Here is a 15764-nt window from a genome sequence, read left to right as displayed (position 1 = left end):
CCAATCACACACTGCACTTGCGAGGATTCTATGGCCCGTTTCGGAACGCAAAAACTCTACATCGATGGTGGTTATGTCGACGCTGGCAGCAATGCCACCTTCGAAGCCATCAACCCGGCGACCGGCGAAGTCCTCGCCCACGTCCAGCGCGCCACTGCCGCTGACGTCGAACGTGCCGTCGAGAGCGCCGAACGTGGCCAAAAGGTCTGGGCCGCGATGACTGCCATGCAGCGTTCGCGCATCCTGCGTCGTGCCGTCGACATTCTGCGCGAGCGCAACGATGAACTGGCCATGCTGGAAACCCTCGACACCGGCAAGTCGTACTCGGAAACCCGTTACGTCGACATCGTCACCGGCGCCGACGTGCTCGAGTACTACGCAGGCCTGGTCCCGGCCATCGAAGGCGAGCAGATCCCCCTGCGCGAAAGCTCGTTCGTCTACACCCGTCGCGAACCGCTGGGCGTGACCGCCGGTATCGGTGCGTGGAACTACCCGATCCAGATCGCCCTGTGGAAATCGGCGCCAGCCCTGGCGGCCGGCAACGCGATGATCTTCAAGCCGTCGGAAGTCACCTCGCTGACCACCCTGAAACTGGCCGAGATCTACACCGAAGCCGGCCTGCCGAATGGCGTGTTCAACGTCCTCACCGGCAGCGGCCGTGAAGTCGGCACCTTGCTGACCGAGCACCCGCGCATCGAAAAAGTATCGTTCACCGGCGGCACCACTACCGGCAAGAAAGTCATGGCCAGCGCCTCGAGCTCGTCGCTCAAGGAAGTCACCATGGAACTGGGCGGCAAGTCGCCGCTGATCATCTGCGCCGATGCCGACCTCGACAAGGCCGCCGACATCGCCATGATGGCCAACTTCTACAGCTCCGGTCAGGTCTGCACCAACGGCACCCGGGTATTCATCCCGGCGTCGATGAAAGCCGCCTTCGAAGCCAAGATCGCCGAGCGCGTTGCGCGCATCCGCATTGGCAACCCGGAAGACGAGAACACCAACTTCGGCCCGCTGGTCAGCTTCCAGCACATGGAAAGCGTGCTCGGCTACATCGCCAAAGGTAAGGAAGAAGGCGCCCGCGTCCTCTGCGGCGGCGAGCGTCTGAGCGAAGGCGACCTGGCCAAGGGTGCCTTCGTTGCGCCGACCGTGTTCACCGACTGCAGCGACGACATGACCATCGTCAAGGAAGAGATCTTCGGCCCGGTCATGAGCATCCTCAGCTACGAGACCGAAGAAGAAGTCATCCGCCGCGCCAACGATACCGAATACGGCCTGGCTGCCGGCGTCTGCACCAACGACATCAGCCGCGCCCACCGCATCATTCACCAGCTTGAAGCCGGCATCTGCTGGATCAACGCCTGGGGCGAGTCGCCGGCAGAAATGCCGGTCGGTGGTTACAAGCAATCCGGTGTCGGCCGCGAAAACGGCGTCAGCTCGCTGGCCCAGTACACCCGCATCAAGTCGGTTCAGGTCGAGCTCGGCGGCTACACCTCGGTGTTCTAAGCACCTCGTGTGCACCTGTGTAGTCAAGTCCGCGCCTTGCGGCGCGGGCGTCTTGCTCCCTGACACCGCCACAACGAGGGTACTTGCATGTCCCAACAATTCGATTACATCATCGTCGGTGCCGGCTCGGCCGGTAACACCATCGCCACCCGCCTGACCGAAGACGCCAACGTCAGCGTGCTGCTGCTCGAAGCTGGTGGCCCAGACTACCGCTTCGACTTCCGCACCCAGATGCCGGCCGCGCTGGCCTTCCCGCTGCAGGGCCGTCGCTACAACTGGGCCTACGAAACCGATCCAGAGCCGCACATGGACGGCCGTCGCATGGAATGTGGCCGTGGCAAGGGGCTGGGTGGCTCGTCGCTGATCAACGGCATGTGCTACATCCGCGGCAACGCCATGGACTTCGATGGCTGGGCCAAGCTGCCAGGCCTGGAAGACTGGACCTACCTCGACTGCCTGCCGTACTTCAAAAAGGCCGAAACCCGCGATATCGGCCCTAACGATTATCACGGCGGTGACGGCCCGGTCAGCGTTGCCACGCCCAAAGCCGGCAACAACCCGCTGTTCCACGCCATGGTCGAAGCCGGCGTGCAGGCCGGTTACCCGCGCACCGAAGACCTCAACGGCTACCAGCAGGAAGGCTTCGGCCCGATGGACCGTTCGGTGACCAAGAACGGCCGTCGCTCGAGCACCGCCCGCGGCTATCTGGATCAGGCCAAGAAGCGCCCGAACCTGACCATCGTCACCCACGCGTTGAGCGACCGTATCCTGTTCGAAGGCAAGCGTGCCGTCGGCGTGACCTACCTGGTCGGCGACAGCGAAGAGCGCGTGGAAGCCCGCGCCCGCAAGGAAGTCATCGTCAGCTCCGGCGCGATTGCTTCGCCGCAACTGCTGCAACGCTCCGGCGTCGGCCCGCGTGCACTGCTCGAAAGCCTCGACGTGCCCGTGGTACACGACCTGCCAGGCGTGGGTGAAAACCTGCAGGATCATCTTGAACTGTACCTGCAGTACGCCTGCACCCAGCCAGTCTCGCTGTACCCATCGCTGCTGTGGTGGAATCAGCCGGCCATCGGTGCCGAATGGCTGTTCAATGGGACTGGTATCGGCGCCAGCAACCAGTTCGAGGCGGGCGGTTTCATCCGCTCGCGGCCTGAGTTCGAGTGGCCAAACATCCAGTACCACTTCCTGCCGGTAGCGATCAATTACAACGGTTCGAATGGCGTCAAGGAACACGGTTTCCAGGCGCACATGGGCTCGATGCGCTCGCCTAGCCGCGGCCGTATTCAGCTCAAGTCCAAGGACCCGCGCCAGCATCCGAGCATTCTCTTCAACTACATGGCGACTGAACAGGACTGGCAGGAATTCCGCGATGGCATCCGTCTGACCCGCGAGATCATGGCCCAGCCTGCGCTGGACCAGTACCGCGGCCGCGAAATCAGCCCGGGCGCCCACGTGCAAACCGATGAAGAGCTCGACAAGTTCATCCGCGAGCATGCCGAAACCGCATTCCACCCGTCGTGCTCGTGCAAGATGGGCACCGACGAGATGGCCGTGGTCGACGATCAGGGCCGTGTGCATGGCATGCAAGGCCTGCGGGTGGTCGATGCGTCGATCATGCCGATCATCATCACTGGCAACCTCAACGCCACCACGATCATGATTGCCGAGAAAATCTCCGACAAGATCCGTGGCCGCCAGGCGCTGCCACGCAGCACCGCCAAGTACTACGTGGCCAACGGCGCGCCAGTCAAAGGCAAGCCGATGCGTGAAGTGAAGCAGCCGTAACGGCTGCCTGATCGCGCCTGGTTCAAGATTGCTGGGGCTGCTTTGCAGCCCTATCGCGACACAAGGCCGCTCCACAGGAACCGCTCATTACCGACATGCGCGGTCCCCTGTAGCAGCGGCCTTGTGTCGCGAAAGGGGTGCGTAGCGCCCCCAGCATTCTCAACCGCCAAGCTACGTAGGAATTGGAAAGAACCGCCGCATCAGCGAGTCATCCGCTGCCCCCAGGCGCTGCGCCAGCACCTCCCGATCAAACACCTCGCCACTGCGCAGATCGTACACCTGCCCCCCTGCCGGCACCTGCGCCACCGCCTTCAAACGCACCTCGACAAAGCGATACCGCGCATTGCGCACAGGCGTGATCTGCGCGACTTGCAGATAGCGCCCCGGCATCATCAATGACTCGGCTTCATCCGGCCTGCTGGAAAACGCCGCGACCGGCGTCGCCCGCACATGTTCGCCCGGTTCCAGCACATACACCACAGCCTCGTCATCGAATGCCGGCCTGCCACTGCCCTCTACCTGCGGGCTGTTGAACGTCTCCCAGAGCACGTAAGGATTCTCGGTGAACGAGGTGAAGTCGGTACTGACCAGCGCATCGCCAACCTTGACCCTGCCCGCAGCAAAAGCAGCATTGCCGGTGCTGCGAATGCCCGAAGCGGCGCGATACAAGGTTACCGGACTGTGCACCCCGATCTGCTCCAATGCCTCAGCCAGCGTATGGCTACGGGCAACGCAGACCGCGAGCTGATCGCCCAGCGGCAGACCGCGCCAAAGGTTGTTGTAGCGCTCAGGCGAGTGGCTGTACTCGGCAATGGCGGGCGCGCCATAACCAAGCTCATCGCGATAGACCGCATACGGTTCGCTGAACGCATCCAGATAGCGACCCGCCTCATCGAGCTGGCTGGCATCGGCCCATGGCAGCGCACCCAGCGCCGCCTCCTGGCGCGCCAAGGCCTGGTCGGAACGCGCCAGCAAGGTATCCACAGCAGGTCGCATGAAGTCCTCCCAGCCGTCTTCAGCAACCGCCAGCGGCGCTTCGACAGTCCTCGGCGGTGGCAATCGCGTCGGGGCGAACAGCTCGGCCGAGCGCATCAAGGCGGCGTCCAGCAGAATAAACAGGACGTCCAGCAATACAGCCCACCAGGCTGCCGAGCGCCACCCGGCCTTGCCATTGATGGCCCGGTCGACGTGCAATGCCAGGCAACCGACGCCGACCCCGAGCGACGTCAACGCCACGGGCCAGCCGCCTATGCTCATGGGTGCGAGCACCAGCGAGGCGGTCTGCAACCCTGACAACCAGGCCGCCTTGCGCAACTGGGCATTGCTGGTGAGGCGCTCATGCGCATCAGCGGCCAGCGCATCCAGCGCTTGTTCGCGCAGCTGCACGAACAGATCACCGTGCAGTGCCTGGCTGCTGATCGTCGGCGAATACGTCTGCTGTGCCAGCAGGCGCAGGTATTTTTCCACACGCGGGCGCAGCGGCTGACCTAGCAGGTCGTTACCGACGAAATTGCTCACAAGTCGCTCCCGGCCCGGTACGGTTGCCGCCAGGTCAGCCAGCCACGCCTTGAGCGCCACGGCATCCTTCAGCAGGACCAGGCTGGCGTGTTCATCCGCCAGATACAGGCAGCACCTGCCGCTTTTCAGGGTCCGCAGCAACAGCGTCCGAGCGGCGGCCCCGCCCAGGCTCAGGCGGCCCCAGCCGCTCTGACTGTTGTCAGCCTGAGACAGGCGCAGGGCCTTGGTGCTGAGCGGCAACTGCGGGTTGGCCAGTGAAGCGCTGAGCAGTTCGCGCTGCTCGTCCTTGGTCAGTGGCGCCTGGGCGACAGCCGCAAGAAAACGCGAACGCGCCAACACGCAGAAGTCCTCGCCGCGTTCGGCGCGAAACCCCGCAAGCCGGTGGCCGTAGGTCGCAGCGAAGTCCATCGACCAGAACTGCTCAAGCACAGTCCGGGCGTCCAGGCGCAGCTCGTTGCGCTCATCGAACAGGGCATGGCTGGCGTCAACCCGATAGAAGCCGCCGTACACCGACAGTTCGTCTACATTGGCCTGCTGCGCCGGGCTGAAGCGCTGGGTCATCAGTTCGGTCAGACTCATCGAGCGCCGCGGTGGGCCGGAATGACGCCAGCCGGTGTAGGTTCGCGAGCTGCTGCTGGCACTGGCGAATTCATGCCAGAACACCTGGTCTGGATCGAGCCAATACCCCAGCTGGCGCCGCAGCACATGGCCGGCGGCTTGACGGGCCAGCCCATGCAGGTCAGGGAACTGGCCCAGATAACGGCGGGCAATGTCCGCCAGAGGCATATCGTCGGGGTGGGTCATGCGCGGTGGCCTGTGCAAATGGGAGCCCGCACTTCAACCTGGATGCCGCATCAATATGCGGTAACGCTTTACAGCCCGCGCAGACCTCGGGTTAGAATCAGTTGGCACGCAACCTGCGTAACAGCGCTGCCTGTCCCCCCGTTTCTCCGGAGTACCGCCCTTGGATGCAAGCACCATCAACAGCCTGTTCCTGATCGGCGCATTGCTGGTGGGTGCAAGTATTCTGGTCAGCTCGCTGTCATCGCGCCTGGGCATTCCGATTCTGGTCATCATTCTGGCGGTCGGCATGGTGGCCGGCGTCGACGGCGGCGGGATCATTTTCAACAACTACCCGACTGCCTACCTGGTGGGCAACCTGGCGCTGGCGGTAATCCTCCTCGACGGCGGCCTGCGCACACGGGTGGCGAGCTTTCGCGTAGCGCTGTGGCCGGCGCTGTCGCTGGCCACGGTCGGGGTATTGATCACCACGGCGCTGACCGGCATGGTCGCGGCCTGGCTGTTCGATCTGAGCCTGATCCAGGGCCTGCTGATCGGCGCCATCGTCGGCTCGACCGACGCTGCGGCGGTGTTCTCGCTGCTCGGTGGCAAAGGCCTCAATGAGCGGGTCACCGCCACGCTCGAGATCGAATCGGGCAGCAACGACCCGATGGCGGTATTCCTCACCGTAACCCTGATCGACATGATCGCCAGCGGCCAGACCGGCCTGCACTGGAGCCTGCTCACTCACCTGCTGCGCGAGTTCGGTATCGGCGGCCTGCTGGGTTTGGGCGGCGGCTGGCTGATGCTGCAGATGGTCAACCGCATCAACCTCGCCAGCGGCCTCTACCCGATTCTGGTAGTGGCTGGCGGGCTGGTGGTGTTTTCGCTGACCAACGCCCTGCACGGCAGTGGCTTCCTCGCGGTTTATCTGTGCGGCCTGGTGCTCGGCAACCGGCCGATCCGCAGCCGCCACGGTATTTTGCACATGCTCGACGGCATGGCCTGGCTGGCGCAGATCGGCATGTTCCTGGTGCTCGGGCTGCTGGTCACGCCACATGACCTGCTGCCGATTGCAGTGCCGGCCCTGGGCCTGGCGCTGTGGATGATCCTGGTGGCGCGGCCGCTGTCAGTATTAGCCGCGCTGCTGCCGTTCAAGGCCTTCCACGACCGCGAGAAGGGCTTTATTGCCTGGGTCGGTTTGCGCGGCGCGGTCCCGATCATTCTGGCCGTGTTCCCGCTGATGGCCGGGCTGCCGCAAGCGCAGCTGTTCTTCAATCTGGCTTTCTTCATCGTGTTGATCTCGCTGTTGGTGCAGGGCACCAGCCTGCCGTGGATGGCCAAGCTGCTCAAGGTCACGGTACCGCCAGACCCGGCACCAATCTCCCGTTCAGCGCTGGAGGTACACATCACCAGCGAGTGGGAGATGTTCGTCTACCGCCTCGGCGCAGAAAAGTGGTGCATCGGCGCCGCCCTGCGCGAGCTGAAGATGCCCGAAGGCACGCGGATTGCCGCGCTGTTTCGCGGCGAGCAGCTGCTGCACCCATCCGGCAGTACCGTGCTCGAAGTGGACGACATGCTCTGCGTGATCGGCCACGAACATAACCTGCCGGCGCTGGGCAAGCTGTTCAGCCAGGCACCACAACGTGGCCTGGACCTGCGCTTCTTTGGCGATTTCGTTCTCGAAGGCGATGCCGAACTGGGCCAGGTGGCAGCACTTTATGGCCTGCAACTGGACGGTTTGAACGCCGATATGGCGCTGGCGCAGTTCATCCGACAAAAGGTCGGAGGCGCTCCAGTAGTAGGCGATCAGATCGAATGGCACGGCACAATCTGGACGGTCGCAGTCATGGACGGGAACAAGATCGACAAAGTCGGCGTCAAATTCCCCGAAGGAACTCGCCCCGGCCCGGGCTTGTTCCTGTAGCCCTCGACTTGCCTCGTATCACACGAACCCCTGACAAGACTCTGCTTATGCCCCTGCGCGTGTACCTTCGCGCAGCCCTGCTCGGGCTGTGCCTGTCCCTCTCTTTCGGCGCCACCGCTGCCGAGGCCCCGACCACTGCCAGCGTGCAGAACAGCCTCGACAAGATCGCCGAGCGCAAGCTGCCCGAGGCTGACCAGAAGAGCCTGCAGCAGGTACTCGAGCAGACCCTGAGTCTGCTCGCCAGCCAGCAGGACAGCGCGGCCAAGCTCAAGGCGCTGAAGCAGCAGCTGGCCGACGCGCCACGCTTGACCAGCGAGGCCCAGCGCGAGCTGGCCAAGCTCAAGGCGAGCAAGCCGGCCCCAGTCACCCAGCGCTATGCCAACCTGAGCGTGCCGCAACTCGAGCAACTGCTCAGCGAGCGCAGCACGCTGCAAGGCGAGCTGCAAAAGGCGCTGGCCGATGCCAACAGTCTGATGATCAGCTCGCAGACCCGCCCGGAACGGGCGCAAGCGCAGATCAGCAGCAACCAGACGCGCATCCAGCAGATCAACAGCAGCCTCAAGTCCGGCAAGGATGCTGGCAAGACCCTCTCCGCCGACCAACGCAATCAGCTCGCCGCCGAGCTCGCCTCGCTCAACGCGCAAACCCTGCTGCGCCGCCAGGAACTGGCCGGCAACGGCCTGCTGCAGGACCTGGGCAGCGCCCAGCATGACCTGCTGGTCGAGCGCACCGCGCGCCTGGAGCAGGAAATCCAGCAACTGCAGACGCTGATCAACGACAAGCGTCTGGCGCAGTCGCAGCAGACGGTGACCCAGCAATCGCTGGAAGCGCAGAAGTCCGGCGGCAGTGTCCTGCTGGCCAACGAAAGCGCCGCCAACCTGAAGCTCTCCGACTACCTGCTGAAAAGTACCGACCGCCTCAACGAGCTGACCCAGCAGAACCTCAAGACCAAGCAGCAGCTCGACAGCCTGACCCAGGCCGATCAGGTGCTCGATGAGCAGATCGAAGTGCTCAAGGGCAGCCTGTTGCTGTCGAAGATTCTCTACCGGCAAAAGCAGACCCTGCCGCACTTGAAGCTCGACCGTGACCTGGCCGACCAGATCGCCGATATCCGCCTGTACCAGTTCGAGGTCAGCCAGCAGCGCGAGCAGATGAGCAACCCGGTCAGCTACGTCGACGGGGTGCTCGCCAACCAGCCACCGCAGGACGTCACGCCCGAACTGCGCAAGGCCCTGTTGGACGTGGCCATCACCCGCAGCGATCTGCTCGAACGGCTCAACCGCGAGCTGTCGGCACTGCTCAACGAATCGATCACCCTGCAGTTGAACCAGAAGCAGTTGCTCAGCACCGCTCAAGGCTTGCGCACCACCCTGGAAGAGCAGATGTTCTGGATTCCCAGCAACAAGCCGCTGGACTGGGAATGGCTGAGCAGTGTGCCTGGGCGCCTGGTCGACCAAGTAGCCAACCTACCGTGGGGTTCAGGCGTCACGGAACTGCTGCAGGGTCTCAGCCTACGACCGTTGCTGTTCGTGCCGCTGTTGCTGCTGATCGGCGCCCTGCAATGGCGCCGGCGCTATCTGTATCAGCGCCTGAGCAAGGTGCACATGGACATCGGTCACTTCAAGCGCGATAGCCAGTGGCACACGCCGCAGGCGCTGCTGATCAACGTGCTGCTGGCGATGCCGCTGAGCCTGGCCCTGGCGCTGTGCGCGTACATCCTCCAGGTCGATGCACGCGGGCAGAATGCCAACCTGAGCGCCGCCCTGTGGCAGTTGGCCCAGGCCTGGCTGGTGTTCTATACCGCCTACCGCATTCTCGCCCCGGGCGGCGTCGCCGAGGTGCATTTCCGCTGGCACAAGCCGCAGGTGCAGTTCCTCCGTGGCTGGGTCCGCCGCCTGGGCACCGTGGTGCTGGCGCTGGTTGGTGTGGTCGCCGTGGCCGAGCATCAGCCGTCAGCGCTGGCCAACGACGTGCTCGGCATCGGCGTGGTGCTGACCTGCTACGCGCTGATGGCCTGGTTGCTCAGTCGTCTGCTGTTGAGCAGCCCGGCACACCGCGACACCTCGCTGTTTCGCAAGATCGTCGGGGTAGCGTTCACCGCGTTGCCGATCGCGCTGTTTGTCGCGGTGTGTTTCGGCTACTACTACACCGCGCTGAAACTCACCGACCGGCTGATCTACACCCTGTACCTGCTGCTGTTCTGGCTGGTGATCGAAGCCGCCTTCGTCCGCGGCCTGTCAGTTGCGGCGCGGCGCCTGGCCTATCAACGGGCCTTGAGTAAACGCCAGGCCAGCAAGGAAGGCCTGGACGGTGAAGTGATCGTCGAAGAGCCGACCCTGGATATCGAACAGGTCAACCAGCAATCGCTGCGTTTGATCCGTCTGGCCCTGCTCGGCGGCTTCATCGGCGGCCTGTATTGGGTCTGGGCGGACCTGCTCTCGGTGTTCGCCTACCTCAACAACTTCACCCTGTACGAGTACACCAGCGGTACCGGCGCCGCCGCCAGCATGGTGCCGATCAGCCTCGGCGACCTGCTCGGCGCACTGGTGATAATCGGCATCACCTTCGCTCTGGCCGGCAACTTGCCCGGCCTGCTCGAGGTGTTGGTGCTGTCACGCCTGAACCTGGCCCAGGGCAGCGCCTACGCAACAACTACGCTGCTGTCCTATGTGATCGCCGGGGTCGGTTTTGTCAGCACCCTGTCGACCCTCGGGGTCAGCTGGGACAAGCTGCAGTGGCTGGTCGCGGCGCTCTCGGTAGGCCTGGGCTTCGGCATGCAGGAGATCTTTGCCAACTTCATTTCGGGGATCATGATCCTGTTCGAGCGCCCAGTGCGGATCGGCGACACCATCACCATCGGCAACCTGTCCGGCACGGTGAGCAAGATCCGCATCCGCGCCACCACGATCACCGACTTCGACCGCAAGGACATCATCGTCCCCAACAAGACCTTTATCACCGGCCAGTTGATCAACTGGTCGCTGACCGATACGGTCACCCGCGTCACGCTGAAGCTGGGGATCGACTACGGCTCGGACCTGGACCTGGTGCGCGAGCTGCTGCTCAAGGGCGCCCACGACAACCCGCGGGTCCTCAAAGACCCGGAGCCTCTGGTGTACTTCCTCAACTTCGGCGAGAGCTCGCTGGATCACGAGTTGCGCATGCACGTGCGCGACCTCGGCGACCGCAACCCGACCCTGGACGAGATCAACCGCTACATCAGCCGCGAGTTCAAGGCCCACGACATCAAGATCTCGGTGCGCCAGGTCGAAGTGTTCCTGATGGACACCCTGGGCCACAAGCAGAAGCTGATCGCCGTTGAAGGTGGCGACGGGACAAAACCCGAAGGCACTCAACCGGTCTGACTGGACTCAAACCGGCATGCACCGCACACTCACGGCGAGGGCCTGGCCCTCGCCCGCCATGCCAGGAGCCGGCCCGTGAAAGCCCTAGACCAACTGACCTTCGACAATCGCTTCGCCCGCCTCGGCGATGCCTTCTCCACTCAGGTACTGCCTGACCCGATCGCCGAGCCGCGGGTGGTAGTGGCCAGCGAGTCGGCGATGGCCCTGCTCGATCTCGACCCGGCGCAGGCAGCGCTGCCGCTGTTTGCCGAGCTGTTCAGCGGCCACCAGTCCTGGCAAGACGCCGACCCACGGGCGATGGTCTACTCCGGGCACCAGTTCGGCGGCTACACGCCGCGTCTGGGCGATGGCCGCGGATTGCTGCTGGGCGAAGTAGTCAACGATGCCGGCGAGCACTGGGACCTGCACCTCAAGGGTGCCGGGCAAACGCCTTATTCGCGTATGGGTGATGGCCGCGCCGTGCTGCGCTCGTCGATCCGCGAGTTCCTCGGTTCCGAAGCCCTGCACGCCTTGGGCATCCCCAGCAGCCGCGCGCTGTGCGTGATCGGCTCGAGCACGACGGTGTGGCGTGAGACCCAGGAGAGCGCGGCAATGATCCTGCGCCTGGCACAGAGCCATATCCGTTTTGGCCACTTCGAGTATTTCTATTACACCCGCCAGCCAGAACAGCAGCAGCTGCTGATCGACCATGTGCTGGAGCAGCATTACCCAGAATGCCGCAGCGCCGAGCAACCGTACCTGGCGATGTTCCAGACCATCGTCGAGCGCAACGCCGAGTTGATCGCGCGCTGGCAGGCCTATGGCTTCTGCCATGGGGTGATGAACACCGACAACATGTCGATCCTGGGCATCACCTTCGACTTCGGCCCGTTTGCCTTCCTCGACGACTTCGACGCCAACTTCATCTGCAACCACTCTGACGATCAGGGGCGTTACAGCTACAGCAATCAGGTGCCCATCGCCCACTGGAACCTCAGCGCACTGGCCCAGGCCTTGACTCCGTTTGTCGAGGTCGAGGCACTGAAGCAGGCCCTGGGCCTGTTCCTGCCGCTGTACCAGACCCACTACCTCGACCTGATGCGCCGCCGCCTGGGCCTGACTACCGCCGAGGACGACGACCTGCAACTGGTCGAAACCTTGCTGCAACGGATGCAGAGCGGCGGCGTCGACTACACGCTGTTCTTCCGCCGGCTTGGCGATCAGCCCGCGGCAGCGGCCCTACAGGTAGTACGCGACGATTTTGTCGATCTGGCCGGCTTCGATGCCTGGAGCGCGACCTATCTGGCCCGCTGTGAGCGCGAGCCAGCCAACGCCGAAGGTCGTCGCGAGCGCATGCATGCGGTCAACCCGCTGTATGTGTTGCGTAATTACCTGGCGCAGAAGGCCATCGAAGCGGCCAATGGCGGTGACTACACCGAAGTGCGCCGTTTGCATCAGGTGTTGAGCAGGCCGTTCGAAGAACAACCAGGGATGCAGGCCTATGCCGAGCGGCCGCCGGAGTGGGGTAAGCATCTGGAGATCAGCTGCTCTTCTTGAGTAACTTTTAAGGACGTCGGGGGGTGCTGCGCACCCCTTTCGCGACCGAATCGCATTCACAAGGAGGCAAAATGCCCGAGCCACTAGTAATCCCCTGCCCACACTGCAACGGCCTCAACCGCCTGCCGGCCGAGCGCCTGAACGACACGCCCAAATGCGGCCGCTGCAAACAGGCCGTGTTGCTGAGCCGGCCGTTCGATCTGAGCGAGGCAAACTACGCCAGCCAGATCAAAGGCGATCTGCCCTTGTTGTTGGACGTCTGGGCCGACTGGTGCGGGCCGTGCAAGTCGTTCGCGCCGATCTTCACCCAGGCAGCGGCGCAACTGAGCGGTCGCTGCCGTTTGGCCAAGCTCGATAGCGAAGCCAACCGCAACCTGGCCAGCCAACTGGGCATCCGCTCGATCCCAAGCTTGATCCTGTTCAAGAACGGTCGCGAAATCAGCCGTCAGGCTGGCGCATTTCCACTCCAGTCATTACTGGAGTGGCTGCGCAGCCAGGGCGTTTAGGCGTTTTCTTCGAGCAACGCGTGCAGCTCGACGAACTGCTGGGTCAGCTTGTGCCGCGGATCCAGGTGGATCAGCGGCAGGCTGGCATGGTGCGATTCGCGCATCTTCACCGAGCTGGTCAGGTACACCGGCAACACCGGCAGGCCCTCTTCGATCAGCTCATCGAGCATCTGCTGCGGCAGGCTGGCGCGTGACTGGAATTGATTGACCACGATGCCTTCGACCAGCAGGTCTTCGTTGTGGTCGTCCTTCAATTCTTCAATCTCGGCCAGCAGGCCGTACAGCGCCTGGCGCGAGAAACTGTCGCAGTCGAAGGGGATCAGCACTCGGTCAGCCGCGATCAGCGCTGATACCGCATAGAAATTCAGCGCCGGCGGGGTATCGATGTAGATCCGATCGTAATCCTCGTCGAGCTCTTCGAGCAATTTGCGCAGCTTGTTGATCTTGTGCTTGGCCTCGAGCTTGGGCTGCAGGTCGGCCAACTCAGCCGTGGCGGTAACCACGTGCAGATTGTCGAACGGGGTTTCGTAGATATCGACCTTGTTCTTCTTCGAGAACGGCCCGGTCGACAGGCTCTGCTTGAAGAAGTCGGCGATGCCCATGGGGATGTCGTCGCCGGTCAGCCCGGTCAGGTACTGGGTTGAATTGGCCTGGGAGTCCAGGTCGATCAGCAGGGTCCGGTAGCCTTCGTTGGCGCTGACCGCTGCCAGGTTGCAGGCAATGCTCGATTTGCCCACGCCACCTTTCTGATTGAATACCACGCGCCGCATGAGAGACCTCCGTGTATCAACGAATGTCCGAGTATGTGTCGAGGCCTGTGCATTGGCCAGCGCCACTTCGCTTAAGCCGCTTCAACGGCAGCCGACATGCCGGCTGCACCGCTTGTCGGAATTTGCCTGCACCACATGTCGGCGTTGTGCAAAACGTAAATGAACTTGTCTGATGGCGATTATGTAACCAGCAATTGCTACACATCGCTGGCGCCGTGATAATGCGCGCCACTCGGCGAATATGCCAACCCTGTCAGGTCGTTGTTACGAGTCATTCCTCGGCAAGGCAGTCCTTCAGGGCGGAATAAAAAGCACCGTGATCACCTTCGATATCAGCCAATGGCGTGCCTGGGCTCCAGGCCTGGTGACGCCTGCCGACTGGCAGGGATGGGCCCAGGGCAGCCGACACAGCTGCAGTGAAGCGGCGTCGCCAGACGTCTCGTTCCTGCCGGCCATGCAGCGCCGTCGCCTGAGCAATCTGGCGCGCATGGCCTTTGCTGTCGGCTGGCCGCTGGCTGAAGGGTACGAGGCACTGCCGCTGGTATTTGCCTCGCGTCATGGCGAAACCCCGCGCACCTTTGCCATTCTCAGTGACCTGGCTGATCAGCAACCGTTGTCGCCGACCCAGTTCAGCCTGTCGGTGCACAACGCGGTAATCGGGCTGTGGTCGATCCTGCGCGGCGAAACCAGCGAGATGACCGCCATTGCCGCTGCCGGCGATGGCCTCGAGCAGGGCTTGCTCGAAGCGGCGGCGCTGTTGGCGGAAGGCGCGCCAGCAGTGCTACTGATCATCTGTGAAGAACTGCCGCCGGCGGTATACGACGCCTGGGTCGACGATGTGCCTTTCGCCTACGCCCTTGGCCTGTTGGTCACCCCGGGTCAGCAGTGGCAACTGAGCCCTGGCCCGGCAGCCACGCAGTCGTTGCCGCCCGCCCTGCCACATGCACTGAACTGGCTGCAGGCCACGCTGAGCGGCGTAAATTGCTTCACTCATACCTGGAAGCGGCGGTCATGGACCTGGCAACGGCAGCCGTGAGCAAGCCCCGCGATCACTACTACTGGCGCCTGCTGGCGACAGCTGCGTGCTTTTGCCTGTTTGGTCTCGGCGGCCTGTGCCTGCGCGTGCTGGTGTTTCCGTTGCTCAGCTGCCTGCCAGGCGGAGTGGTGCGTCATCGCCAACGCGCGCGCTACACCATCAGCTGGCTGTTCTGGCAGTTCGTACGGGTGATGCGGTTCAGTGGCGTGCTCACCTACCAGATCGACGGTGCCGAGCGCCTCGGCCGCCCCGGGCAGATGATCATCGCTAACCACCCCTCACTGATCGATGTGGTGTTTCTCATCGGCCTGGTGCGTCAGGGCAATTGCGTGATCAAGCAGAGCCTGTTCGACAACCCCTTCACCCGCGGTCCGGTCAGTGAAGCGCAGTACCTGGGCAATGATGGCAGCATGGACATGCTCGACAACGCCGTGCAATGCCTGCGCGACGGCCAGCAACTGGTGATATTCCCGGAGGGCACACGCACCCCGCCTGGCCAAGCGCCGGCCTTTCATCGCGGCGCCGCCGCGATTGCCCTGCGCGGTGCGAAGATCATCACCCCCGTAACCATCAAGGTCAGCCCGACCACCCTGACCAAGAACGAACCCTGGTACCGCATCCCTCAGCGCCGCGTGCACTTGAGCCTGAGTGTCGGCACCGATATCGACCCACAAACGTTCGCCGCCCTCGGACCTGCGCCTAAGGCATCGCGCGCACTCAACGATTATCTGCATCAGTACTACATCAAGGAGCTCGCCATCGATGAGCGATCCACAGCAAGACCTCAACCGTGACCTCAAGCAATTGATCATCGACGCCCTCGGCCTGGAAGACATAGGCGTGGACGACATCGACGACCAGCAACCGCTGTTTGGCGACGGCCTGGGCCTGGACTCGGTGGACGCCCTCGAGCTCGGTCTGGCGATACAGAAGCGCTATGGCATCAAGATCGACGCCGACGCCAAGGACACCCGCAACCATTTCAGCAGCGTCGCCGCCCTGGCGGCGTTCGTCACTGCCCGCAACGCCGCCTGAGAA

The 15764-nt window shown here is 63.4% G+C and carries 11 protein-coding genes; 9 read left to right on the top strand and 2 right to left on the bottom strand.

From position 1 onward, the window contains the following. Positions 1-30: 30 nt before the first annotated feature. Together betB and betA are read left to right on the top strand one after the other, a co-directional pair. Entirely contained in the window at positions 31-1503 is a 1473-nt protein-coding gene (betB, locus tag FW789_RS12840) for a betaine-aldehyde dehydrogenase (protein WP_207072929.1), read from the top strand. Positions 1504-1590: 87 nt separating this feature from the next. Next, entirely contained in the window at positions 1591-3288 is a 1698-nt protein-coding gene (gene betA, locus FW789_RS12835) for a choline dehydrogenase (protein WP_103435729.1), read from the top strand. Between the two features lie 171 nt (positions 3289-3459). On the opposite strand, the gene FW789_RS12830 is transcribed toward betA, so the two are convergent. Continuing rightward, a complete protein-coding gene (locus FW789_RS12830) occupies positions 3460-5610 on the bottom strand; it encodes a dermonecrotic toxin domain-containing protein (protein WP_446431531.1) in 2151 nt (716 codons plus the stop codon). Between the two features lie 160 nt (positions 5611-5770). Here FW789_RS12830 and FW789_RS12825 point away from each other — a divergent pair, with 160 nt between their 5' ends. From FW789_RS12825 to trxC, 4 genes are all read left to right on the top strand, one after another. Continuing rightward, a complete protein-coding gene (locus tag FW789_RS12825; RefSeq protein ID WP_103435727.1) occupies positions 5771-7513 on the top strand; it encodes a potassium/proton antiporter in 1743 nt (580 codons plus the stop codon). A gap of 47 nt (positions 7514-7560) precedes the next feature. Then, a complete protein-coding gene (gene mscK / locus FW789_RS12820; protein WP_446431530.1) occupies positions 7561-10878 on the top strand; it encodes a mechanosensitive channel MscK in 3318 nt (1105 codons plus the stop codon). Positions 10879-10953: 75 nt separating this feature from the next. After that, positions 10954-12414, top strand: coding sequence for a protein adenylyltransferase SelO (gene selO / locus FW789_RS12815; protein WP_103435725.1), 1461 nt, complete (start codon positions 10954-10956; stop codon positions 12412-12414). A 71-nt stretch (positions 12415-12485) separates the two neighbouring features. Further along, positions 12486-12920 carry a thioredoxin TrxC gene (gene trxC, locus FW789_RS12810; protein ID WP_446431529.1) on the top strand — a complete coding sequence of 145 codons (435 nt, stop codon included), beginning with the start codon at positions 12486-12488 and terminating at the stop codon, positions 12918-12920. Here the strand turns inward: trxC and FW789_RS12805 are convergent. Then, positions 12917-13690: a ParA family protein gene (locus FW789_RS12805; RefSeq protein WP_101315573.1), complete on the bottom strand. Its 774-nt coding sequence runs from the start codon at positions 13688-13690 to the stop codon at positions 12917-12919. The genes trxC and FW789_RS12805 overlap by 4 nt on opposite strands. A gap of 316 nt (positions 13691-14006) precedes the next feature. On the opposite strand from FW789_RS12805, the gene FW789_RS12800 reads away from it, so the two are divergent. Genes FW789_RS12800 through FW789_RS12790 form a run of 3 tightly spaced genes read left to right on the top strand, consistent with a single transcriptional unit; the run spans position 14007 to position 15761 of the window. Then, positions 14007-14726 (top strand): beta-ketoacyl synthase chain length factor, encoded by a 720-nt coding sequence (locus tag FW789_RS12800; protein WP_446431528.1) that lies wholly within the window; start codon positions 14007-14009, stop codon positions 14724-14726. Further along, positions 14702-15520, top strand: a complete 819-nt coding sequence (locus FW789_RS12795; RefSeq protein ID WP_446431527.1) for a lysophospholipid acyltransferase family protein — start codon at positions 14702-14704, stop codon at positions 15518-15520. Before FW789_RS12800 ends, FW789_RS12795 begins: the two co-directional genes overlap by 25 nt. Continuing rightward, a complete protein-coding gene (locus FW789_RS12790; protein WP_103435720.1) occupies positions 15489-15761 on the top strand; it encodes a phosphopantetheine-binding protein in 273 nt (90 codons plus the stop codon). The genes FW789_RS12795 and FW789_RS12790 overlap by 32 nt, the downstream gene beginning before the upstream one ends. The last annotated feature ends 3 nt before the right edge of the window (positions 15762-15764 follow it).

The organism is Pseudomonas sp. 1121_17, assembly GCF_052850745.1.
Note: the sequence above shows the minus strand (reverse complement) of the source record. Positions and strands in the feature narration are given on the sequence as shown.

Bases quoted from the DNA above. Each gene is read 5' to 3' on its own strand.
- mscK (WP_446431530.1), top strand. From the start codon at position 7,561: ATGCCCCTGCGCGTGTACCTTCGCGCAGCCCTGCTCGGGCTGTGCCTG.
- betB (WP_207072929.1), top strand. From the start codon at position 31: ATGGCCCGTTTCGGAACGCAAAAACTCTACATCGATGGTGGTTATGTC.
- FW789_RS12790 (WP_103435720.1), top strand. From the start codon at position 15,489: ATGAGCGATCCACAGCAAGACCTCAACCGTGACCTCAAGCAATTGATC.
- betA (WP_103435729.1), top strand. From the start codon at position 1,591: ATGTCCCAACAATTCGATTACATCATCGTCGGTGCCGGCTCGGCCGGT.
- FW789_RS12830 (WP_446431531.1), bottom strand. From the start codon at position 5,610: ATGACCCACCCCGACGATATGCCTCTGGCGGACATTGCCCGCCGTTAT.
- FW789_RS12795 (WP_446431527.1), top strand. From the start codon at position 14,702: ATGGACCTGGCAACGGCAGCCGTGAGCAAGCCCCGCGATCACTACTAC.
- trxC (WP_446431529.1), top strand. From the start codon at position 12,486: ATGCCCGAGCCACTAGTAATCCCCTGCCCACACTGCAACGGCCTCAAC.
- FW789_RS12805 (WP_101315573.1), bottom strand. From the start codon at position 13,690: ATGCGGCGCGTGGTATTCAATCAGAAAGGTGGCGTGGGCAAATCGAGC.